At 69.3% G+C, this 26,427-nt stretch carries 24 protein-coding genes; 12 read left to right on the forward strand and 12 right to left on the reverse strand.

The genetic code is table 11. From position 1 onward, the window contains the following. Positions 1-15: 15 nt before the first annotated feature. Positions 16-1,602 (reverse strand): alkaline phosphatase D family protein, encoded by a 1,587-nt coding sequence (locus ACZ5IK_RS32655; RefSeq protein ID WP_465491220.1) that lies wholly within the window; start codon positions 1,600-1,602, stop codon positions 16-18. A 47-nt stretch (positions 1,603-1,649) separates the two neighbouring features. Continuing rightward, positions 1,650-2,267: a hypothetical protein gene (locus tag ACZ5IK_RS32660; RefSeq protein WP_465491221.1), complete on the reverse strand. Its 618-nt coding sequence runs from the start codon at positions 2,265-2,267 to the stop codon at positions 1,650-1,652. 83 nt (positions 2,268-2,350) lie between these two features. On the opposite strand from ACZ5IK_RS32660, the gene ACZ5IK_RS32665 reads away from it, so the two are divergent. Continuing rightward, positions 2,351-4,012, forward strand: coding sequence for a sulfatase-like hydrolase/transferase (locus tag ACZ5IK_RS32665; protein WP_465491222.1), 1,662 nt, complete (start codon positions 2,351-2,353; stop codon positions 4,010-4,012). Here ACZ5IK_RS32665 and ACZ5IK_RS32670 read toward each other — a convergent pair. Continuing rightward, the gene (locus tag ACZ5IK_RS32670; protein ID WP_465491223.1) at positions 4,009-4,965 is read right to left on the reverse strand and encodes a helix-turn-helix transcriptional regulator; all 957 of its coding nucleotides are present in this window, start codon (positions 4,963-4,965) and stop codon (positions 4,009-4,011) included. The genes ACZ5IK_RS32665 and ACZ5IK_RS32670 overlap by 4 nt on opposite strands. Before the next feature lie 61 nt (positions 4,966-5,026). Here ACZ5IK_RS32670 and ACZ5IK_RS32675 point away from each other — a divergent pair, with 61 nt between their 5' ends. After that, on the forward strand, positions 5,027-6,184 hold the full coding sequence (locus ACZ5IK_RS32675; protein ID WP_465491224.1) for an epoxide hydrolase family protein: 1,158 nt from the start codon (positions 5,027-5,029) through the stop codon (positions 6,182-6,184). Positions 6,185-6,270: 86 nt separating this feature from the next. Here ACZ5IK_RS32675 and ACZ5IK_RS32680 read toward each other — a convergent pair whose 3' ends face one another. Further along, on the reverse strand, positions 6,271-7,275 hold the full coding sequence (locus ACZ5IK_RS32680; protein WP_465491225.1) for an aldo/keto reductase: 1,005 nt from the start codon (positions 7,273-7,275) through the stop codon (positions 6,271-6,273). A gap of 47 nt (positions 7,276-7,322) precedes the next feature. On the opposite strand from ACZ5IK_RS32680, the gene pdxR reads away from it, so the two are divergent. After that, positions 7,323-8,675 (forward strand): MocR-like pyridoxine biosynthesis transcription factor PdxR, encoded by a 1,353-nt coding sequence (gene pdxR, locus ACZ5IK_RS32685; RefSeq protein WP_465491226.1) that lies wholly within the window; start codon positions 7,323-7,325, stop codon positions 8,673-8,675. A 3-nt stretch (positions 8,676-8,678) separates the two neighbouring features. Here the strand turns inward: pdxR and ACZ5IK_RS32690 are convergent, their stop codons facing one another. Then, a complete protein-coding gene (locus tag ACZ5IK_RS32690) occupies positions 8,679-9,221 on the reverse strand; it encodes an ArsR/SmtB family transcription factor (RefSeq protein WP_465491227.1) in 543 nt (180 codons plus the stop codon). A gap of 75 nt (positions 9,222-9,296) precedes the next feature. On the opposite strand from ACZ5IK_RS32690, the gene ACZ5IK_RS32695 reads away from it, so the two are divergent. Continuing rightward, on the forward strand, positions 9,297-10,478 hold the full coding sequence (locus tag ACZ5IK_RS32695) for an MFS transporter (protein WP_465491228.1): 1,182 nt from the start codon (positions 9,297-9,299) through the stop codon (positions 10,476-10,478). 54 nt (positions 10,479-10,532) lie between these two features. Here ACZ5IK_RS32695 and ACZ5IK_RS32700 read toward each other — a convergent pair whose 3' ends face one another. Further along, complete coding sequence (locus ACZ5IK_RS32700) at positions 10,533-10,892, reverse strand: arsenate reductase family protein (RefSeq protein ID WP_465491229.1); 360 nt, start codon at positions 10,890-10,892, stop codon at positions 10,533-10,535. Between the two features lie 90 nt (positions 10,893-10,982). Between ACZ5IK_RS32700 and ACZ5IK_RS32705 the strand changes: the two genes are divergently transcribed. Continuing rightward, positions 10,983-11,552, forward strand: a complete 570-nt coding sequence (locus tag ACZ5IK_RS32705) for a YdeI/OmpD-associated family protein (protein WP_465491230.1) — start codon at positions 10,983-10,985, stop codon at positions 11,550-11,552. 1 nt (position 11,553) lies between these two features. Here the strand turns inward: ACZ5IK_RS32705 and ACZ5IK_RS32710 are convergent, their stop codons facing one another. Further along, positions 11,554-12,759: a PP2C family protein-serine/threonine phosphatase gene (locus ACZ5IK_RS32710; protein WP_465491231.1), complete on the reverse strand. Its 1,206-nt coding sequence runs from the start codon at positions 12,757-12,759 to the stop codon at positions 11,554-11,556. Between the two features lie 9 nt (positions 12,760-12,768). Continuing rightward, a complete protein-coding gene (locus ACZ5IK_RS32715; RefSeq protein WP_465491232.1) occupies positions 12,769-13,464 on the reverse strand; it encodes a TetR/AcrR family transcriptional regulator in 696 nt (231 codons plus the stop codon). Positions 13,465-13,523: 59 nt separating this feature from the next. Between ACZ5IK_RS32715 and ACZ5IK_RS32720 the strand changes: the two genes are divergently transcribed. The 7 genes from ACZ5IK_RS32720 (at position 13,524) to ACZ5IK_RS32750 (ending at position 22,263) form a co-directional block, all read left to right on the forward strand. After that, positions 13,524-14,321 carry a thioesterase family protein gene (locus tag ACZ5IK_RS32720; RefSeq protein ID WP_410665884.1) on the forward strand — a complete coding sequence of 266 codons (798 nt, stop codon included), beginning with the start codon at positions 13,524-13,526 and terminating at the stop codon, positions 14,319-14,321. Positions 14,322-14,399: 78 nt separating this feature from the next. Then, entirely contained in the window at positions 14,400-16,454 is a 2,055-nt protein-coding gene (locus tag ACZ5IK_RS32725) for a hypothetical protein (RefSeq protein WP_465491233.1), read from the forward strand. A gap of 539 nt (positions 16,455-16,993) precedes the next feature. Continuing rightward, positions 16,994-17,416, forward strand: coding sequence for a DoxX family protein (locus ACZ5IK_RS32730; protein WP_465491234.1), 423 nt, complete (start codon positions 16,994-16,996; stop codon positions 17,414-17,416). 298 nt (positions 17,417-17,714) lie between these two features. Beyond that, positions 17,715-19,007: a sugar ABC transporter substrate-binding protein gene (locus ACZ5IK_RS32735; protein WP_465491235.1), complete on the forward strand. Its 1,293-nt coding sequence runs from the start codon at positions 17,715-17,717 to the stop codon at positions 19,005-19,007. Next, complete coding sequence (locus ACZ5IK_RS32740) at positions 19,004-19,990, forward strand: carbohydrate ABC transporter permease (protein WP_101612714.1); 987 nt, start codon at positions 19,004-19,006, stop codon at positions 19,988-19,990. The genes ACZ5IK_RS32735 and ACZ5IK_RS32740 overlap by 4 nt, the downstream gene beginning before the upstream one ends. Beyond that, entirely contained in the window at positions 19,987-20,817 is an 831-nt protein-coding gene (locus ACZ5IK_RS32745; protein ID WP_101612713.1) for a carbohydrate ABC transporter permease, read from the forward strand. Before ACZ5IK_RS32740 ends, ACZ5IK_RS32745 begins: the two co-directional genes overlap by 4 nt. 3 nt (positions 20,818-20,820) lie before the next feature. Next, a complete protein-coding gene (locus ACZ5IK_RS32750) occupies positions 20,821-22,263 on the forward strand; it encodes a glycoside hydrolase family 3 protein (protein ID WP_465491236.1) in 1,443 nt (480 codons plus the stop codon). A gap of 86 nt (positions 22,264-22,349) precedes the next feature. Here the strand turns inward: ACZ5IK_RS32750 and ACZ5IK_RS32755 are convergent, their stop codons facing one another. From ACZ5IK_RS32755 to ACZ5IK_RS32770, 4 genes are all read right to left on the reverse strand, one after another. Next, the gene (locus ACZ5IK_RS32755) at positions 22,350-23,201 is read right to left on the reverse strand and encodes an NAD(P)-dependent oxidoreductase (RefSeq protein ID WP_465491237.1); all 852 of its coding nucleotides are present in this window, start codon (positions 23,199-23,201) and stop codon (positions 22,350-22,352) included. A 459-nt stretch (positions 23,202-23,660) separates the two neighbouring features. Beyond that, entirely contained in the window at positions 23,661-24,398 is a 738-nt protein-coding gene (locus tag ACZ5IK_RS32760; RefSeq protein WP_101612709.1) for a GNAT family protein, read from the reverse strand. A 55-nt stretch (positions 24,399-24,453) separates the two neighbouring features. Then, positions 24,454-25,548 (reverse strand): glycosyltransferase family 4 protein, encoded by a 1,095-nt coding sequence (locus ACZ5IK_RS32765; protein ID WP_465491238.1) that lies wholly within the window; start codon positions 25,546-25,548, stop codon positions 24,454-24,456. A gap of 78 nt (positions 25,549-25,626) precedes the next feature. Then, positions 25,627-26,415, reverse strand: coding sequence for an inositol monophosphatase family protein (locus ACZ5IK_RS32770; protein ID WP_465491239.1), 789 nt, complete (start codon positions 26,413-26,415; stop codon positions 25,627-25,629). Positions 26,416-26,427: the final 12 nt, after the last annotated feature.

Raw genomic sequence — 26,427 nt, forward strand, 5'->3', positions numbered from 1 at the left:
GAGCGCGGAATCGGCTCAAGCCAGCCTCTGCCCGCCCACCTTCACCAGACCGTCACCGGTGGCCTGTTCGATCGTCGTGACGGCGGAGCGGCCGTCGGCGTCGACCGTGGCGATCACGTTGCCGAAATGCGGACCGGACACCTTGTCCCAGGTCAGCGGATCTGGTCCGACACCGCCCCGGCGTGCCCAGCCGCGCGCGATCGCCGCCACCCGCCTCGACCAGGTGGCGGCGAAGGCCAGCCGGAGCGGCCGCGGCATCGCGTTGTGCACCGGGGAGCAGGTGAGCTGGTAAACGGTCGAAGTCACCGGTTCGGGGTACCGCGCTTCAGCGATGTACGCGTGGTGGACGTCGCCGGAGAGCACCGCGATGGTCGCGGGCGGATCATCCTTGCGCCCCTCGCGGGCGATCATCGCGGAGAGCCGCTCGAACGACGCCCGGAACGCCGCCCAGTGTTCGAGGTCGGCGGCCTGCCGGATCTTCTCCGCGAGCCTGCCGCGCCACCCGGGGCGGTTGCAGGCGCGCTCGTTGAGGGATTGCAGGTGGGAGATGACCGGCGGCAGCAGCCACGGCAGCGAAGACCCGATGAGCAGGTGGTCACAGGCCTCGGCGGCGTTCTCCTCGATCCAGTCGAACTCGTCGTCGTCGACCATCGACCGGGCGCCGCCTGCCAGGATCCGGCCCGCGCGGCTGTCGATGACCAGCAGCCGCACGCCGCCGAAGTCGCGGCGGTAACTCCAGCGCGCGCCCTTGGTGCCGTCGCGTTCGTTGTCGGCCTCGTCGGCGAATGCGACGAGCAACTCGGCGTTGTCGCCGCCGGAGGTGATCGCCTTCTGGAAGGTTTCGTCTTCGGCGAGTTCGGCGGGGCCGAGGTTCCCGAGGTGCTGGTAGACCCAGTAGGTCATGATCGCGCCGCGCAGGCGCTCCTTCCACCACGGCTGCGCGCGCATTTGCCGCTGCCAGGTGTACGAGGTGTTCCAGTCGTCGCGGACGTCGTGGTCGTCGAAGATCATCGACGTCGGCACGGTGGAGAGCAGCCAGCGGATCGCCGGTTCGCCCCACGCCTCGAAGTAGAGGTGGGTGTACTCCTCGAAGTCCATCACCTCGGTACCCGGCGGTTTCGAGGTGTCCCGGCGCTGCTTGAGCCACTCCTGCGTTTCATCGGTGGTCTCGTCGGCGTAGACCTGGTCGCCGAGCATCAGCAGTGCCTGCGGCCAATCGGTTTCCTCGCCGTCGGCCATCCGGCGGGCGTACGCGGCCAGCGCATCCGGACCGTAGACGTCGCCGTCGTGCGGTTTGCGACAGGAACCGAACACGAGCCGGACCCGGGTCTCGTTCTCCGGCAGCGTCCGGATGACGCTGGGCGGGAACTCCGATCCCTGCTCCGGCCACACCTTCTCGCCGTCCACGCGCACTTCGTATTCGGTGCGGGTGCCGGGTTCGAGCCCGGTGAGCACCAGCAAGGCGTAGTGGTGGCCGCGGACCTCGAACGTCCTCGCGGTGGTGCCGAGGACTTCGACCTCACTCGCGGTACCGGTCTCGACCCACACCGTCGCCGATGTCTCGTCGACGTGTCTCAGCAGGGGACCCAGGAGCAAGCTCATTCCTGAAACGGTGCCACAGCCGGGCCAAGATCGTCCGCTGAGCGAAGTCAGCCGAGCCGCGAGAAGATCTCCCGGATCTCGGTCAGCGCCTTCTCCCGTTCGGCGTCGTCTTCGTAGTAGCCATCGGCAGCACGGTCCTCGACGACCACCTCGGGGGTGAACTCCTCGCCGAACCGGTACTCACCGAGGCAGTAGGAGAACCCGGACTCGCTCAGCGGATCCAGGCCTTCCCGGCGGCAGTGGTCGAGGAAGCCTTCGGCCTGCGTCCACCGCTCGCCGTCGAACCAGAACACGCCTCCGGCGTAGAGGATCGTCGCTCCCGTCTCCGCGTCGACGAGGTTCAGGGACTCGTAGTTCTCGGGCCGGTCACGCACCAACGCGACGAGCTCTTGGGGGACGCCGCCATAGAGCGCCTCCTGCACCGAGTAGTCCTCCTCGGCGAACAGGTTCAAGTCCGACTCGTGGTCGAAGGTCAGCAACAGCGCGCGTTCGTCCGGTGTGAAATACCAGACGGCCGACTGCCCGCCGCTGTCGTTCCAGGCGAACCGCACCGCGCCGTCCACCTCGACCGGCTCGATCTCGGTGATCGCGTCGATGATCGCGGCTCGCCGCTTTACCTCGTCGAGGGTCGTCGCACCGAGGGCCGCCCAGATCTCGTCACTCACCGGCGCAGACTACCGAGCTTTGAACCGCCGGGTCCCGCGTTCCGTGTAACCGGATGAAGGCTGCCCCCCGGAAGGAACCTGCGTTGTCGGTTTTCACGCCTCCCGCCCTCGTGGGCCTGCCGGGCGACCGGACGGCCGCCCGCGAAATCGCGTCCAGCGCGGTGACCACCCTCTCCGCGGTCCTCGTGCTGTTCGCCCTGCTCGCGCCGAACGACCTCGACAGGCTGACGCCGGAGGCGTTCGTGCGGCTGCCGGTCGAGGCGCTGCTCGGGGTGGCGGTCGTGCTCATGCTGCGAGACGGGGCCCGGCGGACCGTCGCGGTGTCCGCCGGCGCGGTCCTCGGACTACTGACCGTCGTCAAGGCCATCGACATCGGGTTCGGGCTCGCGCTGGACCGGCGGTTCAACCCGGTGTTCGACTGGGGTGTGCTCGGCAACGGCGTCGACCTGCTCGGCACGTCGATCGGCCGGACGGGCGCGATCGCGTCCTTCGCCGGGCTGACCCTGCTGGCCGTGGCCGTGATCGTGCTGATGGCGCTGGCGACGCTGCGGCTGAGCCGGGTGGTGGCCGGACGCCGCACCGCGTCGACCCGGGTGGTCGCCGTGCTCAGCGTGGTCTGGATCGGGTGCGCGCTGTTCGGCGCGCAGCTCGCGCCCGGGCAGCCGCTCGCGTCGCGCAGCGCGGTCGCGTTCGCCTACGACGACCTCCGCCAGGTGCGAGCAGGCATCCGGGACCGGGAGTCCTTCGCCGAAGAAGTCGCCGTCGACGCCTTTCGCGACACTCCGCCGTCCGGGCTGCTGAACGCGTTGCGGGGCAAGGACGTCCTGTTCACCTTTATCGAGAGCTACGGGCGGGTGGCCGTCCAGGACTCCGACATCGCGCCCAAGGTCGACGCGGTCCTCGACGCCGGGACCACGCGGCTGAAGAACGCCGGATACGGCTCGCGCAGCGCGTTCCTGACGTCACCGACGACGAGCGCGGGAAGCTGGCTGGCGCACTCCACGTTCCAGTCCGGGGTCTGGGTGGACAGTCAGCACCGCTACGACGACTTCGTGAAGACCGACCGGTTCACCCTCGGCGGCGCGTTCAAACGCGCGGGCTGGGAAACCGTCGGTGTCGTCCCGGCGCACACCGAGGACTGGCCGGAGGGCAAGGTCTACGGTTACGACCGCTACTACGACTCACGCGGCATCGGCTACCACGGCCCGCCGTTCTCCTACGCCACGATGCCGGACCAGTTCACGCTTTCGGCCTTCCAGCGCGCCGAACGCGCGAAGGCCGACCACCCTCCGCTGATGGCGGAGATCGATCTCGTCACCAGTCACTGGCCGTGGACCCCGCTCCCCCGCATGGTCGGCTGGGACGCCGTCGGCGACGGTTCGATCTACCACCCCATGCCCTCGCAAGGGAAAACGCCCGACGAGGTGTTCACCGACCCGGCCAAGGTGCGCGGCGCGTACGGCGACTCGATCGCCTATTCGCTGAACTCGCTCATCTCGTACGTGGAGACCTACGGCGACGACGATCTCGTCCTGGTGTTCTTGGGCGACCACCAGCCGAACCCGATCGTCGCGGGCGAGGGCGCGGATCGCGACGTCCCGATCACCGTCGTCACGCGGGACAAGGCCGTCCTCGGCAAGATCGCCGGCTGGAACTGGCAGGAGGGCCTGAACCCGGACCGGAACGCGACCGTCTGGCCGATGCACACGTTCCGGGACCGGTTCCTGACGACTTTCGCGCACTAGCCGACGGCGTCGCGGTATCGATCGGCCAAAGTCCACAAGTAGTCGACCAATTGCGGCGGCCCTTCGACGGTGAACGGGTACCCGAGGAGTCCCAAGTGGACGGCCAGGGTCTCGATGCTGTCGGCGCCGGTGTGCAGCACGCACGTACTCGCGTCGACGGCCTCCACCGTGCCGACGGCCGGGTTGATCCGCGCGGTCACCTCGTCGGCGGGCGCGTGCACGGTGACGTCGGCCCGATGGCGCCAAGCGGCGGACGAGACACCGCGCCGCACCCGGTCCGTAACGTCCTCGGGCAGATCGCGCGGGGTGAACCGGGGTCCGATCGGGACGCGCGGGGTCAGCCTGTCGACGCGGTAGGTGCGCCAGTCGCCGCGGTCGAGGTCCCACGCGACGAGGTACCAGCGGCGTCCCCAGTTGACCAGGCGGTACGGCTCGACCTTGCGGACGCTCTCCGACCCGTCGTGGGCCCGGTAGCCGAAACGCAGCTGCTCGTGGTCTCGGCAGGCGGCCGTCAGCACGGTGAGCGTCTTCGCGTCGACCCTCGGGCCGGGCTCGTCCCTGGGCACGGGGATCGTGTACGCCTGCAACGCGTTGACGCGGCGCCTCAGCCGTGAAGGGAGCACCTGCTCCAGTTTCGCGAGCGCGCGCAACGACGTCTCCTCGACGCCCGCGATGGTGCCGCCGGCCGCCGTGCGGAGTCCTATCGCGACGGCGACGGCCTCCTCGTCGTCCAGCAGCAGCGGCGGCAGTTCGGCGCCCGCGCCGAGCCGGTAGCCGCCGACGGAGCCCCGGGTCGCGTTCACCGGGTAGCCGAGCCCGCGCAGCCGCTCGACGTCGTTGCGGATCGTCCGGGAGCTCACTTCGAGGCGTTCCGCCAGTTCAGTGCCGGTCCAGTCACGGGGTGTTTGCAAGAGGGAGAGCAAACGGAGCAGTCGAGCCGAAGTGTCCAACATATTTTCAGGTTGCCCTCCTATTAGGAACGCCATGTTCCTAATAGGAGCTTACCTTGGTCTCATGAACGAGAACACCGAGATCAGACCCTTCCGCATCGACGTCCCGCAGTCCGAATTGGACGATCTGGCCAACCGCCTCGCGCGGGTCCGGTGGGCGAACGAGCTGCCCGCCGATCAGGTCACCGACGGGGTGCAGCGTGGACCGGTCACGCCGGGCTGGGAGTACGGCGTGCCCCTCGACTACGTACAGCGCCTGGTCGCCTACTGGCGTGACGGCTACGACTGGCGGAAGTGGGAGGCCAAGCTCAACGAGTACCCGCAGTTCACCACCGAGATCGACGGGCAGAACATCCACTTCCTGCACGTCCGCTCGCCGGAGCCCGACGCGACGCCGCTGATCCTGACGCACGGCTGGCCGAACTCGGTCTTCGAGTACCTCGACCTGATCGACCGGCTGACGGACCCGCGGTCGCACGACGGCGATCCGGCCGACGCGTTCCACGTGGTCATCCCGTCGCTGCCCGGGTTCGGTTTCTCGGGCGCCACCCGCGAGAAGGGCTGGAACCGGTACCGCACCGCCCGCGCCTGGGCCGAGCTAATGCGGCGGCTGGGTTACGAGCGTTACGGCACCCACGGGAACGACGCCGGATCCTTCGTCGCCCCCGAGGTCGGCCGCGTCGACGCCGAGCACGTCGTCGGGGTGCACGTGACGCAGTTGTTCTCCTTCCCCAGTGGTGACCCCGCGGAGTTCGAGGGCATGACGGAGAAGGAACTGGAGTACATGCAGTTCCTCCAGACCTTCAACGACGACATGTCCGGCTACGCGAAGCTGCAGGAGAGCGCGCCGCAGAACCTCGCGCACGCGCTCGCCGACTCGCCGACCGGGCAGCTGGCCTGGAGTGCGCAACTGCTGTCGGGGACGAGCGACGACCACGTGCTCACCAACGCCACGCTGTACTGGCTGACGAACACGGCGGCCTCGGCGGCGCGGTTCTACTACGAGGACAAGCACACCGAGCACCCGAGCGAGCCGACGACCGCGCCGACCGGACTGGCGAGTTTCGCCTACGACTTCCGGCCGCTGCGGCGCTTCGCCGACCGCGACCACACGAACATCGTTTCGTGGCAGGAATTCGACCGCGGCAGCCACTGGGCGACCCAGGACGCGCCGGACCTGCTGCTGGGCGACATCCGCGCGTTCTTCCGCAAGCTGGCCTGACCCCGGCTGCCTGCCCCAGTGTCAGGAAAGGGGCTTTCATGACGAAAAGTGTCCTGAAAGCCCCTTTCCTGACATCCCCGCGGCGGTCAGGCTCCGGCACCGTCCAGCACCGCCAGCTGCGACGCGCTCAGCTCCAGAGTGAAGGCCGGCCGGATCGCCTCGTAGTGTTCCCAGGTCCGCGGTCCGATCAGGGGCAGCACCCGCGGCGACGTCTGACGCAGCAGCCACGCCAGCGCGACCTGGTTCCCGGTCGCCCCGGTCTCCGCCGCCACCGCCTCGATCGCGGCCATCCGCGCTTCGCCGTCCGGCCCGGAGTAGGACTGCCACACGGGGTGCGCGAGCCGTCGCGCGGAGTCGTCGTAGATCCCGCGCAGGATCGACGAGTACGCGGCGAGCGCGATGTCTTCGTTGTCCCGCAGGAAATCGAGCATGTCCCCGGTGGCGAGTGACGCCGAATCGACCACCGGCCGCAGATACGAATGCTGCAGCTGGACGGCCACCGGCGACGCCCAGCCGTTCCGTTCCGCGAGCGCGCGGATCCGTTCCAGCCGCCAGGAGCGGACGTTGCTCCAGCCGATGTGCCGCACCTTCCCCGCGCGGACGATCTCGTCGAGCGCGGCCAGCGTCTCCTCCAGCGGCGTCGCCCGGTCGTCGACGTGGATGTAGTACAGGTCGAGGTGGTCGGTCCCGAGCCGCCGCAGGCTTTCGTCGACGCCGCGCCGGATCACGTCGCCGCCCGCGCCCTCGAAATGCCGTCCGATGTAGTCCCAGTCCGCGCTGCCGTCTTCGTGGTACCCCTTGCGCGCGCTGTCGGCGTCGGCGACCCCGGCCGACACCTTCGTCGCGAGGAAGACCTTGTCCCGCCTGCCTTTCAGCAGTTTCCCGAGCAGTTCCTCGCTTTCCCCGCCCGCCGCGCCGGGCACCCACCACGAGTAGCAGTTCGCGGTGTCGAGGAAGTCGCCGCCGTCGTCGAGGTACGCGTCCAGGATCCGTGCCGAGGTCCGCTCGTCGGTGGCGGTGCCCATCGTCATGCACCCGAGCGAGACCTGGCTGACTTTCCGGCCCGTCCGGCCGAGCTCCACCTTTTCCATGGTCTAGACCTTACGAAAAGATCGGTCCGGGACTACAGTCCATTCACATGACGAAATCCCAGACCAATCTGGCTTGGGACGTGCTCCTCGACCTCTCCGGACCGGGTCCCCGGCACGAGCGGCTCACCCGGGCACTCCGCACGGTGATCCGCGAAGGCGCGCTCGGCTCCGGTGCCGCGCTGCCGCCGAGTCGCACCCTCGCCGCGGATCTGGGCTTCTCCCGCTGGGTGATCACGCAGGCGTACGAGCAGCTGATCGCGGAGGGCTACCTCGCCGCGCGCACCGGCTCGGCCACTGTCGTGCGCTGGGTGGCGCCGGGGACGGAGCCCGCGAAACCCCTTCGCCACCGGGCCGCGCCGCCGGAGATCGACCTCGCGCCCGGCCTGCCCGATCTCCGCCATTTCCCCCGGCAGCGCTGGGCGGAGGCGGTCCGCGAAGTGCTCGCGAACACGCCGCACGGCGAGTTCGGTTACCCCGTCCCCGGCGGGCATCCGCATCTCCGCGCGGTGCTGGCCGACTACCTCCGCCGCTGCCGGGGCGCCGTCGTCGACGACGTGCGGATCTCGTCCGGCGTCACAGACGGGTTCGGCCGTGTGTGCCGCGCGCTGCTCGCGGCCGGGATCACCCGCGTCGCGGCCGAGGAGCCCGGATGGCTGACGCTCCGCCGCGTCGCGACGAGAGCCGGTCTCGAAGTCGTCGGTGTCCCTGTCGACGAAGACGGCCTCCGCGTCGACGAGATCCCGCCCGGTGTGCGGGCGGTCCTCGTGACCCCGGCGCACCAGTTCCCCACCGGCACCGTCCTGTCCCCCGCCCGCCGCGCCGGGCTGCTGAACTGGGCACGCGACGTCGACGGGCTCATCGTCGAGGACGACTACGACGCCGAGTTCCGCTACGACCGGCGCCCGGTCGGAACGGTGCAGGGCATGGATCCGGCGAGGGTCGCTCTGCTGGGGTCGGTCAGCAAGACGCTCAGTCCCGCGCTCGGCCTCGGCTGGTACGCCCTGCCTCCACAGTGGACAGAGCTGGTCGAACCCTCGCCGTCCCCGCCCGCGCTGGACCAGCTCGCGTTCGCGGCCTTCCTCGAACGCGGCTCGTACGACCGGCATCTGCGCGCGGCCCGGCGGCGCTACCGTTCCCGGCGCGACGCGCTGGTCGGCGCGCTCGGCCCGCTGCCCCTCTCCGGCGTCGCCGCGGGGCTGCACCTCGTGCTGGACCTGCCGGGCGGATCCGCGGCCGAGGTGGTGCGACGAGCGGCGATCAATGGGCTGCGCGCCGCCGATCTCGACGATTACCGCGCGACTCCTGGCACTCCCGGGCTCGTTCTCGGCTACGGCAACCTCGCGGACGGTTCCGTCGGCATCGCCGCCCGCTTGCTGATCGAGGCCGTCAGGGGCTCGTGAAGCTCACTCGGCCATGCGGTGCAACAGGAAGATCCCGTTCAGCAACGGCCTGTCGAGCCGCTGGTGGTCGGTGGCCATGTACTCGTCGAGGACGTCGAGGATGCGGTTGTCGAGTTCGGTGGCCTCCTCGGGCGAGAGGTGCAGCGCGAAGCGCTCGACGACCCGCACCGAAGCCGGGCCCGCCTCGCGGAGTTCGTCCTGGAACGCCTCGATCGGCCCGAACCGGGTGTCTTCGTTTTCCTCGTTCAGGGGCCCGTCCAGCCACCAGGTCTTGCCGGCGTTGCGGTACGGCTTCTCGAGCGCGCCGCTCGCGCCCGTCCGCACCGGCGCCTGCTCCAGCAGCCCGGCGTCGACCAGTTGCCGCACGTGGTGGAGCACCGTGCCGGGATCCTTGCCGAGCCGGTCGGCCAGTTCCTTGTTGGTCAGTTCCCGCTCCCCGCAGAGCCGGAGGATGCGCAACCGCACCGGGTGACCGAGCGCCTTGGCCTCGCGCGCCGTCGCCTCACGCCGCCGGTCCGCGACCCTGGCGGCGACCTGATCGTCCATGACCGCAGCGTAGCCGAGCGATGGGCAAAGTACACATCGATGGAGTTTTCCCCATCGATGTGCGATCCTCGATCGGTGAGCGCGCTGGGGACCGCCTACTGGCGGCTGTGGAGCTCGTCGGGGCTGTCGAATCTGGCCGACGGGATCGTCAAGGTCGCGCTCGGTCTGGTGGCCGTCCAGTACACCCGGTCCCCGGCGCTCGTCGCGGGACTGGCGACCGTGTTGTCCTTGCCGTGGCTGGTGTTCGCCCTGCACGCCGGGGTGCTCGCCGACCGCGTCGACCGCCGTCGCGCGATGCTCACCGCCAACGTGATCCGCGCGGGCCTGCTCGCCTCGCTCACGGCCGCGATCGCACTGGGCTTCGGGTCGATCTGGCTGCTCTACGTGGTCGCACTCGGGCTCGGGCTCGCCGAAACCGTCCATGACACGGCCGCGCAGGCGATCCTCCCCCAGGTCGTGGGCCGCGATCAGCTGACGCGGGCCAACAGCCGCCTCTACGCCGCCGAACTCACCGCCAACGAGTTCGCCGGGCCACCGGTGGGCGGCTTTCTCGTCGCCGCGGGTGCTTTCGCCGCGTTCGCGGCTCCCTCGGCGCTCTGGATCGTCGCGATCGTCGCACTCTTCTTCGTCCCGGGATCGTTCCGCGCCGAGCGGACCCGCGAAACGAGTGTGCGCGAAGACCTCGTCGAAGGACTGCGTTTCCTTTGGGAGAACCGGATTCTCCGGATCCTGGCGATCATGGTCGGCGGGTTCAACTTCGCCACGAGCGCCATGATCACGATCTTCGTGCTCCACGCGGTGGGCCCGTCGTCGGCGATAGGCCTGTCGGAACAGGCCTATGGTTTCCTGCTGTCCGCCATCGCCCTCGGCAGCTTCGCGGCGTCGTTCGCGGCCGAGCGGATCGAACTCACGCTCGGCCGCACCCGGTCCCTGGTCCTCAGCCTGCTCACCGGCGCCGCACTCGTCGGGATCCCCGCGGTGACCACGAATCCGTACGTGATCGGCGCGGTGTTCTTCCTCGGCGGGGCCGGGGTCGTGGTGTGGAACGTCGTCGTCGTGTCGCTGCGGCAGCGGATCATCCCGGACCACCTGCTGGGACGGGGCACCAGTGGCCACCGGCTCGTCGCTTGGGGCACCAAACCGCTGGGCGCACTGGCGGCGGGGCTGCTCGCGGAGGTCGTCGGGCTGCGGCCCGTGTTCGCGGGTGCGGCGGCGCTGATCCTGGCGCTGGTGCTGCTCTGCCCTCGTGAGTGGTAAGGACGGTTAGAACCGCCTTTACCACTCACGAGACCAACGCCTCACCGCCGCGGCTCAGCCAGGCAGCACCGACCGCACGGCCTCCGGGGTCCGCGCGACCACGGTCGTGCCGTCGTCGGCCGTGATGATCGGCCGCTGGATCAGCTTCGGATGTGTCGCCAGCGCCTCGATCCACCGGTCGCGGTCGGCGGGCGTGCGCCCCCAGGTCTTCAGCCCGAGTTCCTTCGCGATCGCCTCGGCGGTGCGGGTGATGTCCCACGGTTCGAGGCCGAGCCGCTTGAGTACGGCCTTCAGTTCCTTCGCCGTCGGCGGCTCCTCGAGGTACTTCCGCACGGTGTACTCGGCCCCGGCCTCGTCCAGCATCGACACCGCCGACCGGCATTTGGCGCACGCCGGGTTCACCCAGATCTCCATCTGAGGCCGCCTCCCTTCGAAAAGTGCTCAGTCGGTGAGCACTTTGCTTCCGATGATGGTCACAGACGTTACGACGAGAGGAACCCGGTCATGGACGAGACCACCTTCACCGCCGCCACCCCCGCCGAATGGCGCGCCTGGCTGGCCGAAAACGCCGGCACCGCGAAGGAGGTCTGGCTGATCATCCAGCACAAAGGCAACGGCGTCGCGAGCGTCCGCATCGAGGAGGCGATGGAGCAGGCACTCTGCTTCGGCTGGATCGACGGGCTGCACCGCAAGAACGACGCGACCAGTTCCCGGCTGCGGTTCACCCCGCGCGGCCCCCGGAGTTCGTGGAGCCGGGTCAACCGCGAGCGGGCCGCGCGCCTGATCGCCGACGGGCTGATGACCGCGCGGGGTCAGGCGACGATCGATCTCGCCAAGGAAAAGGGCCGCTGGCAGATGGTGCCCGACGGCGAAGGCGTCCCCGAGGATCTGCGCGTCCGGCTCGACGCCGACGAAACCGCCGGAACCCATTTCGCGAAGTTCCCGTCGTCGTCGAAAAGGCTGATCCTGGAATGGATCCTGACGGCGAAGAAGCCGGAGACCCGGGAGCGGCGGATCGCCAGGACCGTCGAACTCGCGGCCGTGAACCTCCGCGCCAATCACCCTGTCCGGTGACTCAGAGCTCGTCGCGCCGGGCCACGAGGAGGGCGATGTCGTCCTGTGCCGCCCTCGAGCCGACGAGCGCGGCCATCACCCGCGCGCACACCACTCCGGGCAGTTCGGGGGTGATCACGTCGGCGAGCCGCTGCAAACCGACGTCGATCAGGCGATCCCGGCGCTCCACGAGACCGTCCGTGTAGAAGGCGAGCACGCCGCCGGGTGGCAGGTCGATCACCGTTCTTCGCCGCGTCAGTCCCGTCACCCCGATGGGCGGGTCGACCGGGACCTCGACGAACACCGACGGGCGGCCGGGCACCGCGAGCACCGGAGGGAGATGTCCCGCCAGCGAAATCGCCACGCTGTCGCGCGAAGCCGGTACCAATCCGTACACGACGGTGGCCAGCGCCCCCGGCTCGAAATGGTGGACCTTCCGGTCCAATTTGGACAGGACCTCCGCCGGATCGTCAGATTCGAGCGCGTAGGCGCGAAGCGCGCTGCGCAGCCGTCCCATGATCACGGCGGCGTTGAGGCCGTGCCCGGCGACGTCACCCATCACGACGCCGAGGCGATCACCCGGCAGCGGGAACAGGTCGTACCAGTCACCACCGACCCCGGGTTCGGTACCCGGGACGTACCGCGCGGAGAACTTCATCCCGGCGACGGCGGGCAGCCGTCCCGGCAGCAGGCTCCGCTGGAGCGCCGCCGCGGCCGCACGGTCGGTGGCGGAGTTGTCGATCTGCAACGCCAGCGCGAGCCGCGCGGCCACCAGCCGCAGCAGTTCGACGTCGGCCTCGGGGAATTCGCGCGGCGTCGTGGATCCGACGTGCAGCACGCCGATCAGCTCGTCCCCGGCCACCATCGGCACCCCGAGCAGCGTGCGGAGCCCGCGTTCCCGCAGCAGCGCGTTGACCACGGTGGTCTCGTCGACGTGGTCGAGGATCACCGGACGCCGTTCCGCGGCGACCCGGCCCGCGAAACCCGCGCCGACGGCGATCCGGACATCCTGGAAGACCTCTTCCTCGATGCCGGAAGCGGCGATGGCGTGCAACTGCTGGGCTTCCGGCTCGTGCCGCAGCACCGTGGCCGTGTCGACGCCGAGCACTTCGCGCACCCGGCCGAGAATCGTGGCCATCACCCTTTCGGGATCGAGATGCCCCAGCGCGGTGTCGGTGATGGCCTCGAGCACCCGGAGCCGGTCGTCGGCGGTCGAAGTCCCGGACATGCGCTGAGCCTAGCCAGTCCGATGGCGGGATGTCGTCCAGCCCGCCGCCAGTTCGTCGAGGCCGTCGGCCAGTTCGGCACTCGGCGGAATCGCGTCCCTCGGGACCCGGCAGGCGAGCGCCGTGCCGAGCCCCGCCATCCGGATGACGGTGTCGATCAGCGCCTCCGGCTCCTCCGGCCAGTCGAAGCCGGGCTGGGCGATCAGCAGGCTCACGCATCCGTGCATCGCCGACCAGAGGCCCATCGCGAGGACTTCCGGTTCGCCACGCAGGATGCCCGCGCGCACGCAGGCGGCCGTCGCGTCGGCGAGGTGCCGGAAACAGGCGACCGCGCCAGGCGACGAGCCACCGGACGGTCGCATCAGGAGTACGCGGTACTGCACCGGATGGTCCAGGGCGAACCGCGCGTACACCCGCGCGCACCGGCTGAGCGCGCGCATGGGATCCGCGACTTCGGCGGCGTGTTCGCGCATCCGCTGCGCGAGTTCGTCCCAGACCCCCAGGCAGACGGCCTCCAGCAACGCGTCACGACTCGGGAAGTGCGCGTAGACCGACGGTGTGGAGACGCCGGTCCGCCGCGCGACCGCGCGCAGCGTCAGCGCCTCGTCGGTCCCCGTCTCGGCGAGCAGGGCGTCGGCGGCGCGCAGGATCTCGCCCCGCAGCTTCTCCCCTTCGCCCGGTCGCGCCTTCGTCCGCTTCGCGCCCATGCCGTGATGCTGCCAGCATTGACTTGACACCGTCAACTTGACGATGTCAGCTTGAGCGTATGGCGCATTTCCAGACCGCGACCGCCCTGGTCCGCCGGGGCGACGGCCCGGTGTTCGACACCGAACTCGATCCACAGTGGACGATCGGGGCGAAGCTGCACGGCGGCTACCTGCTCGCCGTCCTCGCCAAGGCCGCCGCGGCGGTCTCCGCGCATCCGCATCTGACCGCGATCAGCGGCTCGTTCTCGGTGGCCCCGGAACCCGGCCCCGCGGTCGTCGAGGTCGAGGTCCTGCGCGAAGGCCGCGGCCTCACCCAGCTGCGCGCGCGGCTGAGCCAGCACGGCGCGCCCTGCACCGAGGCCCTGATCACCCAGGGCGTCCTGACGGACGGCGACGCGTGGTGGTCCGGAGTGGACCCGGTCGAGATCCCGCCGGAGCAGGATTGCCTTCCGGTGCCCGCCGACGGTGGCGGCGGATTCCGCATCGGCCTGATGGACGTCGTCGAGCAGCGGCTCGACCCGGCCTCCGCCGGTTTCGCGGTGGGACAGCCGTCCCGAAAAGGCGTCATCTCGTCCTGGTTGCGGCTCGCCGACGGCACCGACTGGGATCCGGTGAGCCTGCTCGTGGCGCTCGACCCGGTACCCCCGATCTCCTACGACCTCGGCATCGCGGGCTGGGCGCCGACCGTCCAGTTCACCGCGTACCTGCGCGGGATCCCGGCGCCGGGCCCGGTCCGGGTGCGGATGCGGGCGGGCGAGATCGGCGGCGACCGGATGGACGAGGTCGCGGAACTTTGGGACGAAAAGAACCGATTGATCGGGCAAGCCACCCAAATTGCCGCCGTGCGCGTTCCCTGATCCACCCGAAAGCAGGGTCATGACGGAACTCCAGGAGTTAAGATCCGGCGTCGACGTCATTGTTCTGGGGGCAGGACCATGGAAGTGGAACCACGCCGCGCGGACGCGGACGGCTCCGACGGGGACGGGGCCGAAATCACCCGGCTCTGCCGGACCCTGGTGCCACTGGCGGCCGCCGGTAAGCACGCCGAGGCCGCGTCGACTTATCGATGGGTGACCAGGGCGTCCATGGGCGCTCCGCGTCAGTACGGCGACCACGCGCTCCGGCTGGAGTTCTGCGCGCTCACCGGCAACGAGCACACCGGTTTCGATCTTCTGTCGCTTTTGGACGGTGTCGGCGACCATTCGGACGCCGTCGGCAGGCTGGAGTTCTTCGCGTCGGCCGCTTTGCTCACCCGGCGGTTAATGGAAACCGGATACGGCGAAACCCGGTTCGTTCTCAACGGTCCGTACGACGGCCTTTCCCTGCGGCTGCTGCACCGGCGGGTGCGGGCGGCGGCGTTCGTCGAGGCCGAGGAACTCGACGAACGCGATCAGACCGCTTATTTCACCGCGCACGCCGAGCGGAAGATGGCCGCGAAACCGGTCACCGAATTCGTCCCGCTCCTGCCTGCCGCACTCCCGCGGGTCCCGATCCTGCCCCCGCCGGACCTGTCGGCGGAGGAACTCGTCGTCCGGGCCGAAATCCACAATCACCGGTCCGAACCGGAGGAGGCGCGGGCCTGTCTCGCCGCGATCGGCACCGTCGGAGACGAGATCGCCCCGCGGCTGGCGGAACTGCGTGCGATCTTCTTCCAGGGCGACGACACCGAAGAACGGCTGCGCCGCGCGGCCGCCGGGTTCCGGCGGCACGGCGACGAAATCCGGTTCCTGCTCAACCAATGCTGGCTCGGCCTGTGGCTCGTCTTCGACGATCAGGCGGAGACCGGGGTCGCGCTGACGACGGTCGCCGCGGCGCGATTGCGCGCCGGGACCGACGATCGCGCCGCCTGCTGGGGCGAATACTGGCTGGCACACGTGCTTTCCGGGCAAGGACGCACTCCCGAGGCGTACGAGGCCTTGCGGCGTGGCGCCGAACGGGCCCGTGAAGCGGGCGATCCCTTGCTCCACGGCACTCTTCTGTGCCTGGAGGCGTCACTGCGGAACGGCGACGGCGAGGATCCGGTGACCACCTTGGAACTCGCGCAGGCGGCGACGGACGCCTTCATCGTCGGCAACGTCGGCGAGAAGGCCGTCGAAGCCGTCGAACAGGTCCGGATCGCCTACGAACGAGCAGGATCGCTCGACGAGTTGGACGTCTTCGTGGAGCACCTGCTGGTGACGCTGCCCGTCGGCGGCCCGGAACGGTTGCGCGGGCATCTCCGCCAGCTGCGGGCGTTGTCCCTGATCGGCACGGGCCGATTCGCGGAAGCCGTCGACGACGCCTACGCGTCTCTCGGTGTCGCCGCGTCGAAAGGCAAGGACAACGCGGAACATTGGTACGTCCTCGTCACCGCGCTGCACGGCGCCGGCCGCTACGACGAGGTCCTCGACGTCGCGCCCCACGCCATCGACCTGCTCACCGGACTGCCGGACTGGGGCCACCGCTGCCGGTGGATGTACGCAGACACCTACCGCGCGCTCGGCGACTCTTCGCGCGCCTTCAACGAATACGCCGTCCTCGCCGAAATCCTGGAGGAGTCGGGCGACACCGGGCACTCCTACATCTCGGTGAGCATGGCCGCCGCCGAACAACTGGACCTGCTCGGCTACGGCGCGAACGCCGCCGACTTCTACGCGCGGGCGGCCGACGCGGCGCTGGCGATCGGCGGCGGATACGTGGCCGCCACCTGCCGGAACGCCGCGACGCTTTCCCGGCTGCGGTCCGGCGACCTGGACGCGGCGCTGGCCGCGCTCGACGCCGCGGAAACCGCCGTGCACGCGGTGGAAACCGAAACCGCGCCCGCCAGGGACCATCTCATCGCCCAGCTCGATCACGTCGCCGCCCACGTGCTCAGCGCCGCGGGCCGGATCCGCGAAGCCGCCCGGCGCGCACTCCGCGCCGCCGAAACCTTCCACCGGATAGGCGAAGCCGAGTCCGCCCGCGACGTCGACCTGCTGCTCGAACAAATACTTCTCGGTGAACAAAAGTGACGAGTGCCCTGTTCTGTCAGTGACACGCTCACTCCCCGCCTGGGGCACGTTTAGTCCTCTAGTTGCGTTTCCTACTCCGGGCGCTGGTCCGTGAAGGGCCCCTTGAGGGACCCAGAGTCCCTCAAGGAGGCCTTCACGGACCTCGGGACCCGCCTTCGCGAGTCCCAACGGCCGCGCGTGAAGGGCCCCTTCCCTCGACTGAGCCGAGGAAGCGCGATCTCCACGCCTTCTCCAGTACGTGAAGGTCTCCTTCCTTGCGCTAGGCACGGAAGGGGGCTTTCCCGTACTTCAAGCGACCAGGGCGCCAGCACTGAGAGGGCCGGGGTGTGCGTGAGTGGCATTTCAGGTCAGGGCCAAGGAGCCCCTTAGGCACCTACGGGTGCGAGTGATCGCAGGTCCGTGATGCCCAGCGGCAGTGTCACGCCACGCACGACCCACCCGACCAGGGCGCTAGTACCGACTGGGTCACGGCGACCCTCGCAAATAGTCCCCTAAACGCGAGCTTGCCAGCCCTCGCGACCCGGAGAAAAATGCCCGTCATGCCCGACGGAGCCAGCGTCACCCGAAGCCTGCCCCTCGGTTCGATCGCGCTGTGGATCGTGCGCGTCGCGCTGGCGGCCGAATTCCTCTACAGCGGTTACCTGCTGTTCGCCGGCGGCCACACCGAACAGACCTTCGCCGAGATCGGGCTCGGGCAGTGGCTCCGGTACGTCACCGGCGTCCTGGAGGTCGGCGGCGCGATCGGCCTGCTCATACCCCGCCTCGGCGGGCCCGCGGCGCTGCTGCTGGCGGGCGTCATGGTGGGCGCGAGCGTCACCGAACTGTTCATCCTCACCAACGGCGGCCCGGTCCTCCCCCTGATCCTGCTGATCGTCTCCGCGACCCTGGCGTGGTTCCTGCAGGATCAGACCCGCGCGCTCCTCGGAATCGAGCCTCCCGCGGACGACGAGGACTACCGCTAGGCGAACGCGAGGCCACCGTCCTCCGAACGGCGCAACGGCCTCCCGCCGAATGCACCGATCACCGGAACAGTCAACGAAAAACCGCATGTCAGCGCGCCTCGCGAGCGCTTGTCGGCAGCGCCGAAAACCGATCATCAGCGTGATCACGCGCTCACTCAAGGTGAAAGATTGCGGCTCGTTTACAACGAACCGGCCACCTGCTTGACAGTCGGAGTGGTACGTACCACGCTGCCCGCATTGGTCTACACCATTTTGTGGGAGCCCGGCACAGTGGCCGGGCATCGAAAGGACGGCACGAGTGAAGCGCTGGCTCAAGATGACTGCGGGCGCCGCGGCCATCACCCTCGCGACGGCGGGCTGCGCCGGTTCCGGCAGTGGCGACAGCACGAATTCGAGCGCTCCGGCCTCGAACGGCTCGCTCACGGTCTGGCTCATGACCGGGACCGCCCCGGAAGCACTGACGAACTCGCTCCACAAGGAATTCGAAGACGCGCACCCCGGCGTCAAGGTCAAGTACGAGATCCAGCAGTGGAACGGCATCCAGCAGAAGCTGACCACCGCGCTGGCCAGTGACAACCCGCCGGACGTGATCGAGCTGGGCAACACCCAGACCCCCGCGTTCGCGAACCAGGGCGTGCTCGCCGACCTCACCTCGAGCGTGGGCGACTTCAACGGCGCGCAGTGGCTCCAGGGCCTCAAGGCTTCGGGCGAGTACGACGGCAAGACCTACGGCGTCCCGTTCTACGCGGCCAACCGTGAGGTCATCTACCGCAAGGACATGTTCGAGCAGGCAGGCATCACCGCGACGCCCAAGACCCGTGCGGAGTGGCTCGACGCGATCACCAAGCTCAAGGCCAAGTTCGGCAGCGACCCCGAGTTCCAGGCCCTCTACCAGCCCGGCCAGAACTGGTACGAGCTGCTGTCGTTCATCTGGGACGAGGGCGGCGACATCGCCCAGGCCAACGGGAAGTCCTTCAAGGCGACCCTGGACTCCCCGCAGGCCAAGGCCGGTCTCGAGTTCTACAAGCAGCTCACCGACGCTTCGGGCACCAAGGCGCCGAAGGACGCCGACGAGGCCACCCCGCAGCAGGCCGGCATCTACGGCGCCGGCAAGGTCGCGATGATGATCGGTGTCCCGGGTGAGGCCGACACCGCGGCGAAGACCGACAAGTCGATCAAGGAGAAGTCGGGCGCCTTCCCGATCCCCGGCAAGGCCGCCGACAAGTCGGCCCCGGTCTTCCTCGGCGGTTCGAACCTGGTCATCCCGGCCAACAGCAAGAACTCGGCCGCGGCCAAGGACTACGTCAAGCTGTTCTCCACCCCGAAGTACCAGACCGAGCTGGCCAAGGCCGGTTACGTCCCCGGTACCTCGACCGACGTGTCCGCGCTCGACGCGAACCCGCTCACCAAGGTCATGGCCGAGGCGTCCAAGAACGGCCGCGCCGTGCCGACCAGCCCCAAGTGGGGTGACGTCGAATCCGGTCAGAACCCGATCAAGGACATGCTGACCGCGTACCTGACCGGAACCAAATCGCTCGACCAGGCGACCGCCGACGCCAACGCAGCGCTCGACAAGCTCATCGGCGGATGACCACGACCAAAGATGTGACGACGCCGGCGGGGGCAACCCCGCCGGCTTCGCCGCGCATCAAGCCCCCGAAATCGAACCGGCGCCTCCGCCTCGGCGAGCGGACGGCGCCGTACCTGCTGATCCTTCCCGCGTTGATCGCGATCCTGGTCCTGCTGGGGTGGCCGACACTGCAGCTGATCGGGATCAGTTTCCGCAAGCTCGACCTCCGTGAGCTGGTCTCCGGAGAGATGGTCTGGGTCGGATTCGAGAACTTCTCCGAGATCCTGTCCGACTCCGAATTCTGGGAGATCACCGTCCGCACGCTGGTGTTCACCGCCGCGGTCGTGATCACCACCCTGCTGCTCGCGCTGTTCATGGCGCTGCTGATGCGGCATCTCAACCCGGTGGTCCGGGTGATCCTGCAGGTCGCGCTGATCCTCGCGTGGGCGACCCCGGTGCTCGCGACGACCACGATCTTCCAGTGGATCTTCGACCAGCAGTACGGGATCCTGAACAAGACGCTCGCGAAACTCGGCTTCGAGGGATTCATCGGGCATTCCTGGTTCGCCACCGGACCGAGCACGCTGACCGTTATCGGCCTGCTGGTCATCTGGCAGGCCGTGCCGTTCGTGGCGTTCACGCTCTACGCCGGGCTCCTCGGCGTCCCCAAGGAACAGTACGAGGCCGCGGGCATCGACGGTGCGAACGGCTGGCAGGCGTTCTGGGCGGTCAGCTGGCCGGCGATCCGGCCGATCCTGACCATGGTCACGTTCCTGTCGGTCCTGTGGGACTTCAAGTTGTTCGCCCAGGTGTGGGCGATCCGCCAGGGCGGGCCGGACGGCTCCAGCACGACGCTGCCGGTCTACATGTACCTCAAGGGCCTCGCGGGCAACCACTTCGGCCTGGCGGCGACCGCCGCCCTGCTGATGATGCTCGTGCTGATCCTGCTCACCGCCCGGTACGTCCAGCTGCTGGTGCGCACGAAGGAGGCCGACCTGTCATGAAGAAGTCCCTCGCACAGCGGATCGGCCTCGGCACCTTCGGCGTGATCGTGGCCTTCCTGTTCGTCTTCCCGACGTACTGGATGGTCACGTCCGCGCTGAAGACGCCGGGCGAGGTCCTGTCTCCGAATTACGACCTGATCCCGCTCTCGGTGACGTTCGACAACTTCGTCACGGCGCTGACGAAGCCCGGATTCACCACCTATCTCGCCAACAGCCTGATCGTCACGATCGGCGCGGTGCTGTGCTCGCTCGTCGCGGGTGTGCTCGCCGCGGTCCCCCTGTCCCGGATGCGATTCCGCGGGCGCAAGGGGTTCCTGATGCTGGTGCTGATCGCCCAGCTCGCGCCGTTCGAGGCTTTGCTGATCCCGATGTACCTGCTGATGCGGGACGCCGGGCTGCTCAACCAGCTGCCTTCGCTGCTGCTGGTGTACTTCGCCGCGACGCTGCCCTTCACGTGCTGGATGCTCTACGGCTTCGTCAACGGCATCCCGTACGACCTCGAAGAGGCCGCGATGATCGACGGCTGCAGCCGGGCGGGCGCGTTCCGCCGGGTGACGCTGCCGCTGCTCGCGCCGGGACTGGTGACCACGTCGGTGTTCAGTTTCATCACCGCGTGGAACGAGTTCCTGTTCGCGTTCGTGTTCATGCGCGACCAGAACAAGCAGACGCTGCCGGTGTGGCTTTCTTCGTTCCGGACGGCGTTTTCCGTGGACTGGGGCGGGATCATGGCGGCGTCGGTCATCTACGCCGTACCCGCGCTGGTGTTCTTCATCCTCGTTCAGCGCAAACTCGTGTCCAACCTGACCGCAGGCGCAGTGAAGGGATAATCCTTGTCTTCACCGGAAAAGCTCGCCGGCTCCGTTCTCGTATCGGGCTTCGACGGCACCACCGCACCGGACTGGCTGCGGCGCAAGGTGGCCGACGGCCTCGGCGGCGCGATCCTGTTCGGCCGCAACGTGGTCGACGACGAGCAGGTGGCCGCGCTCAGCGCGCAGCTGCGGGCGGAGCGGCCCGACGTGCTCATCGGCATCGACGAAGAGGGCGGTGACGTCACGCGGCTCGACGTCGCCACCGGCTCGTTCGTCCCGGGACCACTCGCACTCGGCGCCGCGGACGACGTCGAGCTGACGACCTCGGTCGCGGCGGCGCTCGGCGAGCGGCTGGCCGCGTGCGGGGTCACGATCAACTTCGCCCCGTGCGCGGATCTGACCCTGGCGGCGGAGGATCCCTCCATCGGGGTCCGCGCGTTCGGTTCGGATCCGGTGAAGGCGTCGCCGCATGTCGCGGCGTACATCACCGGTCTGCAGAAGTACGGCGTGGCCGCGTCGGCGAAGCACTTCCCCGGGCACGGGGCGGCGACCGACGATTCGCACCACTCGCTGCCGGTCCTGCCCAGGACCGAGGCGGAACTGCACGAGATCGAACTCGTCCCGTTCAAGGCGGCGATCGCGGCCGGGGTGCGCGCGGTGATGACCGGGCACCTCGTCGTGCCCGCGTGGGGCGATTTGCCCGCGACGCTCAACCCGAAGGCGCTCACCGACGTCCTGCGCGGCGAACTCGGCTTCACCGGCGCGGTGGTCACCGACGCGCTCGACATGGGTGCCATCGCGGGCGAACTCGGCAAGACCGAGGGTGTCGGCCGGGCGTCGGTGCGGGCGCTGATCGCCGGTGCCGACGCGCTCTGCCTCGGCGGTGTTTCGTTCGAAGAGGACGAACTGAACCGGATCGCGGCGGTCATCGCGGCCGCGGTCGAGTCCGGTGAGCTACCGATGGAACGGCTCGTGGAGGCGTCGGAACGGGTCGCCGCGCTCGGCACTCCCCCGGTGGCGACGCCGATCTCGCCGGTCGACCACCGGCTCGGCCTGGAGGCGGCGCGCAAGGCGCTGCGGATCCAGGGCTCGCCGAAGCTGGACGGGCCGCCGCTGGTGATCGACATCGAGACCGAGCCGATCATCGCCGCGGGCCCGATGCCGTGGGGGCTCGGGGCGCATCTGACCGAACTCGTGCCGGGCACCCGCGCGCTCAAAGTCACCGCGGACGAGATCGCGACCGCGATCGACGCCGTCCACGGCGCGCGCGACATCGTCGTGGTGACCCGCGAGGCGCACCGGCACCCCGAGGTCCGCGAGTTCCTCGGCTGGCTTCGTGAGGCAGGCGTGGACTACATCCGGGTCGAGACCGGCGCTCCCGGCCCCGACACCGAAGGTCCGCGGATCGACACGTTCAGCGGGTCCTACGTCAGCCTCCGCGCCGCCGCGGAGTACCTGGCCTGACCCTCTCTCGCATTTCGTCCTCTGGTTGCGGTACTTGCACGCGCAAGTACCGCAACCAGAGGACGAATTGCGTTGGGGGGCGGCGTTCAGAGCGCCTTCACGACGGCGACCATGTCCTCCGCGCCGAGCCCGAGCCGCGCGGCCTCGGCGTAGAGAGCACGGGACGCGTCGAGCAGCGGCAGGGTGAGTCCCGCTCGCCCTGCCGCCGCCTTGATCAGCTCGACGTTGGCCAGGACGTTCGCGATCGAGGCCTGCGGCGCGAAATCCTCTTCGGTCAGTTTGGGTGCCTTGACCCGCAGGATCGGGCTGGCCAGCTGCCCCGCGCCGAGGACGTCGGTGAGCAGGCCGAGGTCGAGCCCGTGTGCCCGGGCGAAGTGGACGGTCTCGGCCAGCCCGGTCACGACCGCGGTCAGCTGGACGTTGACCGCCAGCTTCATCAGGAGCCCGTTCGGTACCGGCCCGCAGTCCACGGCCTCCCGGCACAAGGGCCCGAGCAGCGACCGGATCTCCCCGATCGCGCCCGGGTCACCCGCGAGCATGGCGACCAGCTCACCCGCCTCGGCCGGAACCCTCGAGCCGGAAACCGGCGCCTCCACGTACTTCGCCCCGGCCGCGAGGAGCTCGGCCTCGATCCCGCGGGAATGCTCCGGCGCCGTCGTTCCCATGTGGACGATCGTGCGGCCGGCGAGCGCGGGCCGTCCGCGGTCGAGCACGGCATCGACGGCCGCCGCGTCCTTCAGCATCAGGATCACGACGTCGCACCGCGTGAAGAGCTCCGCCGCGTCCTCGACGGCCTCGGCACCCGCGGCCACCTGTTCCGCGGTCTTGCCGGGGGTGCGATTCCAGACGAGCAACGGGATTCCGGCCCGCGCCAGGTTCAGTGCCATCGGCCCGCCCATGCTGCCCAGCCCCGCGAAACCGACTCGTGAGATACCCATGGGACCACTGTGCGGCAAAGTCGCCGACCGGTGTGGCCGATGAGATCTTCCTGCCGGAAATCGCGAGGAATGCCCCTCGTGAGCGGTAAGGACGGTTCTATTGAGAGGTGAGTCAAAGGTGGCGTGTTCGTGGGGTGGGCCGGTGACGGGATGAAGGCGCCCTTTGCCGCGCTCGATGCCGAGTGGCCGTGTTGCGAAAGCCACTTTCGCGACGTCTGATGTCCCGAAAGTGGCTTTCGCGACACCCCGGGCGGCTGTGCGACCCACACAGTTTGAACCTTCAACCCCGGCCAGGAACAGCGTCACCCAGAACAACAGTGTCCCGAAAGCCACGTTCCCAACCTTCACTGTTGCGAACGAGGCCTTCACAACACCCGCCCCACAACCGACACCGAAAACGGCACGAGCACGCTACGTTTGCCCTTCCCCTCAATAACCGTCCTTACCACTCACGAGGATTTAGAACGGGTGCACCATCCACACGTTCGCTTCCACGTAGACCCCGCAGTCCCGCTCGACGTTCGCGTGCACCGGCGCGATCCCGCCGGGGATCACGTTGTCGCCGTCGGCGAGTTTGACGCCGGTCCAGTCGTGCCAGTCGGCGATCGAGCCCGAGATGGTCACGGCGAACGGGCAGACCTTGATCATCCGCGCGCCGAGCCGTTCGTGGGTGCGCAGCCAGCGGTCGGCGAACAGACCGTCCTCACGGCGCCGGACGGCGTACTCCTCCATCGGGACGTCGGGCTCGTCCTCCTTGCCGATCGGGCGCACCGAGACGATCAGCCGCTTCAACCCCGTCTCGGCCGCACGCGCCTTGAGCGCCTTCAACATCGGCGTGGACAGGCCCGTCCCGCGCATTTTCGGTGCCACGACGACTTCGAGCGCGCACAGCGTGTCCGGCTCGCGGCCGTCCATGAGGTCCTGCGCGGCCCACTGGATCGCCTCGTCCCAGCCGTGTTCCGGCAGTTCGCGGCGATCCTCGGCGGGATAGGTCAGCGGAACCGACAGCGCCCGCGCGATCGGCACGCCGTCGTCGTCCAGCGCGATCAGGAAGTAGCGGGCCCAGTGCCGCAGGAACCGTTCCGGGGTGATCATCTTGCCGCTGAAACCCCGGTAGATGAACTCACCCCCGACATCGCCGAGATTCAGTGCGGGGTCGAGGAGATCGGGACGGGACGCAAGATCGACGATTCGCATGCCGCCCAGTCAAGCGAGCCGATGATCGCCGGCGATAGCTGCTTCCGGGCGATGATCAAGCCAGCTGACGCGGCGCGGCCTGCAGTCGGGACAGAACGTCGGTGAGCCTGCCCGCGGCGACGTCCCATTCCTCGAGAACGCTGCTCCGCGCGAGCGCCGACGTCCGCAGGGAATGCCGGAGTTCGGCGTCGAGCGACCAGCGTGCCAACGCCGTCGCGAGCGCGGACGGATTGTTCGGCGGCACCAGCATGCCGGGGACCCCGCCGCCGGGCGCCGTGCCGAGCGCGTCGTGCGTGCCGGCGGTTTCGGTGGCCACCACGGGGATCCCGCGTGCCAGCGCCTCGGCGACGACCAGCCCGGAAGTGCCGCCCCGCGACGGGAGGACGAGCAGATCCGCGCCGTCGTAGACCAGGTCGAGGTCGTCCGGTGGCCGGATGAGGCTGATCCGGGAACCGAGCCCGAGCCGTTCGACCGTCCAGCGCAGTTCGTCGACGTAGGTGGGATCGTGGTGCGTCGCCCCGGCGAACACGCATTTGAACGCCAGTTCGTCGACCATCGAAAGCGCCTGGATCAGCACGTCCTGGCCGTGGCGCGCGGTCATCGGCGCGAGACAGAGCAGCCGGGAGACGCCGTCGGCGCCGGCGGCGAGCGGCGCCGCGTCCGTGCCGGGTGTCGCGACGTAGACCCGGGTGGGGTCGAGGTCGTGCCGGTCGATCAGCTGCCGCGCGAGCCACGGCCCGGTGGCGACGACCATTCCCGCGAGCCGCAGGGTCTCCCGTTCGCACGCGTCGAGGTCACCGGCCTGCGCCGGGTCGAGCGCGGGATCGTCGGCGAGCGGCTGATGCACCAGGACGGCCAGCCGCAGCCGCCGGGCGTGCGGGATCACGATCTCCGGGACCCCGCAGGCGACCGCGCCGTCGATCAGGACGACGGTGTCGTCGGGCAGCGCGGTGAGCGAACGGGCCAATCTCGACCGGGCGAGTGGCCCCGGCATCGGCCAGTCGCCCGCGATCGGCAGTTCCAGCAACGGGAGGCCGGTGGCCGGGAGGTTCTGGCACATCCGCCGGTCGTACTCACCGCTGGTTTCCCCGGCTTCCCCCGGCAGGACGAAGACGACCGGTTCGGTCACGCGGACATTCGAGGTGAACACGGTTACCTCCAGGTGCGGGCGCCTTATAAGGGGACACGGACGCGGAGCCCGGACGGTTCACATCTGGAGGCGGAAATTTCAGCCGCGCACGCGGGCGATCGCGGCGACGATCTCGTCATGCAGCCCGTCCCCGACCGCGATGGTGGCCGCCGAGCGCACCGTGTGGTCGGCGCCGTCGGCGTCGACGACCACTCCCCCGGCCTCGCGCACCAGCAGGACACCCGCCATCGTGTCCCAGGGCTTGTTGGCGAGGATGACGCTCGCGTCGAGTTTGCCGTGCGCGACCCAGGCCAGATCGATCGCCGCGGAGCCGAGGAACCGGACCCGCTGCACGCGGCCGCCGAGTTCGGCCAGCAACGCCATCCGGACGCGGTTCTTGGCCTCGGCGCCCTCGCCGACAGCGAAATCTCCGATCGAGACGATCGCGTCGGACATCTTCGTCGCCTTGGAGGCTTCGAGACGTTCTTCGCCCGCGTACGCGCCCTGACCCTCCGCAGCGGTGTACGTGACATCGAGGAACGGCAGGGAGATGGCCGCCACCGTGCTCTTGAGACCGTCGACGAGACCTAGCGAAACCCCGCACAGTGGGATTCCGCGCGCGAAGTTGGCCGTGCCGTCGACAGGGTCGAGCGCCCACCACAGGTTCTCGTCGCCTTGGTGCCCGCGTTCCTCGCCGAGGATGCCGATCTCCGGGGTCTCGCGCGCCAGGAACTCGCGCACGGCGTCCTCGACGGCGAGGTCGACGTCGGTCACCATGTCGCGATCACCCTTGGCGGCAACGGAAAACGACGTCATCGAGCGGATGATCCCGGTCGCCTTGACGACGGCCTCACGAGCGACGGACAACAATGCGGCGTGGTCGGTCATCTGGGTACCGTA

This window comes from Amycolatopsis sp. NPDC031561 (assembly GCF_055580625.1).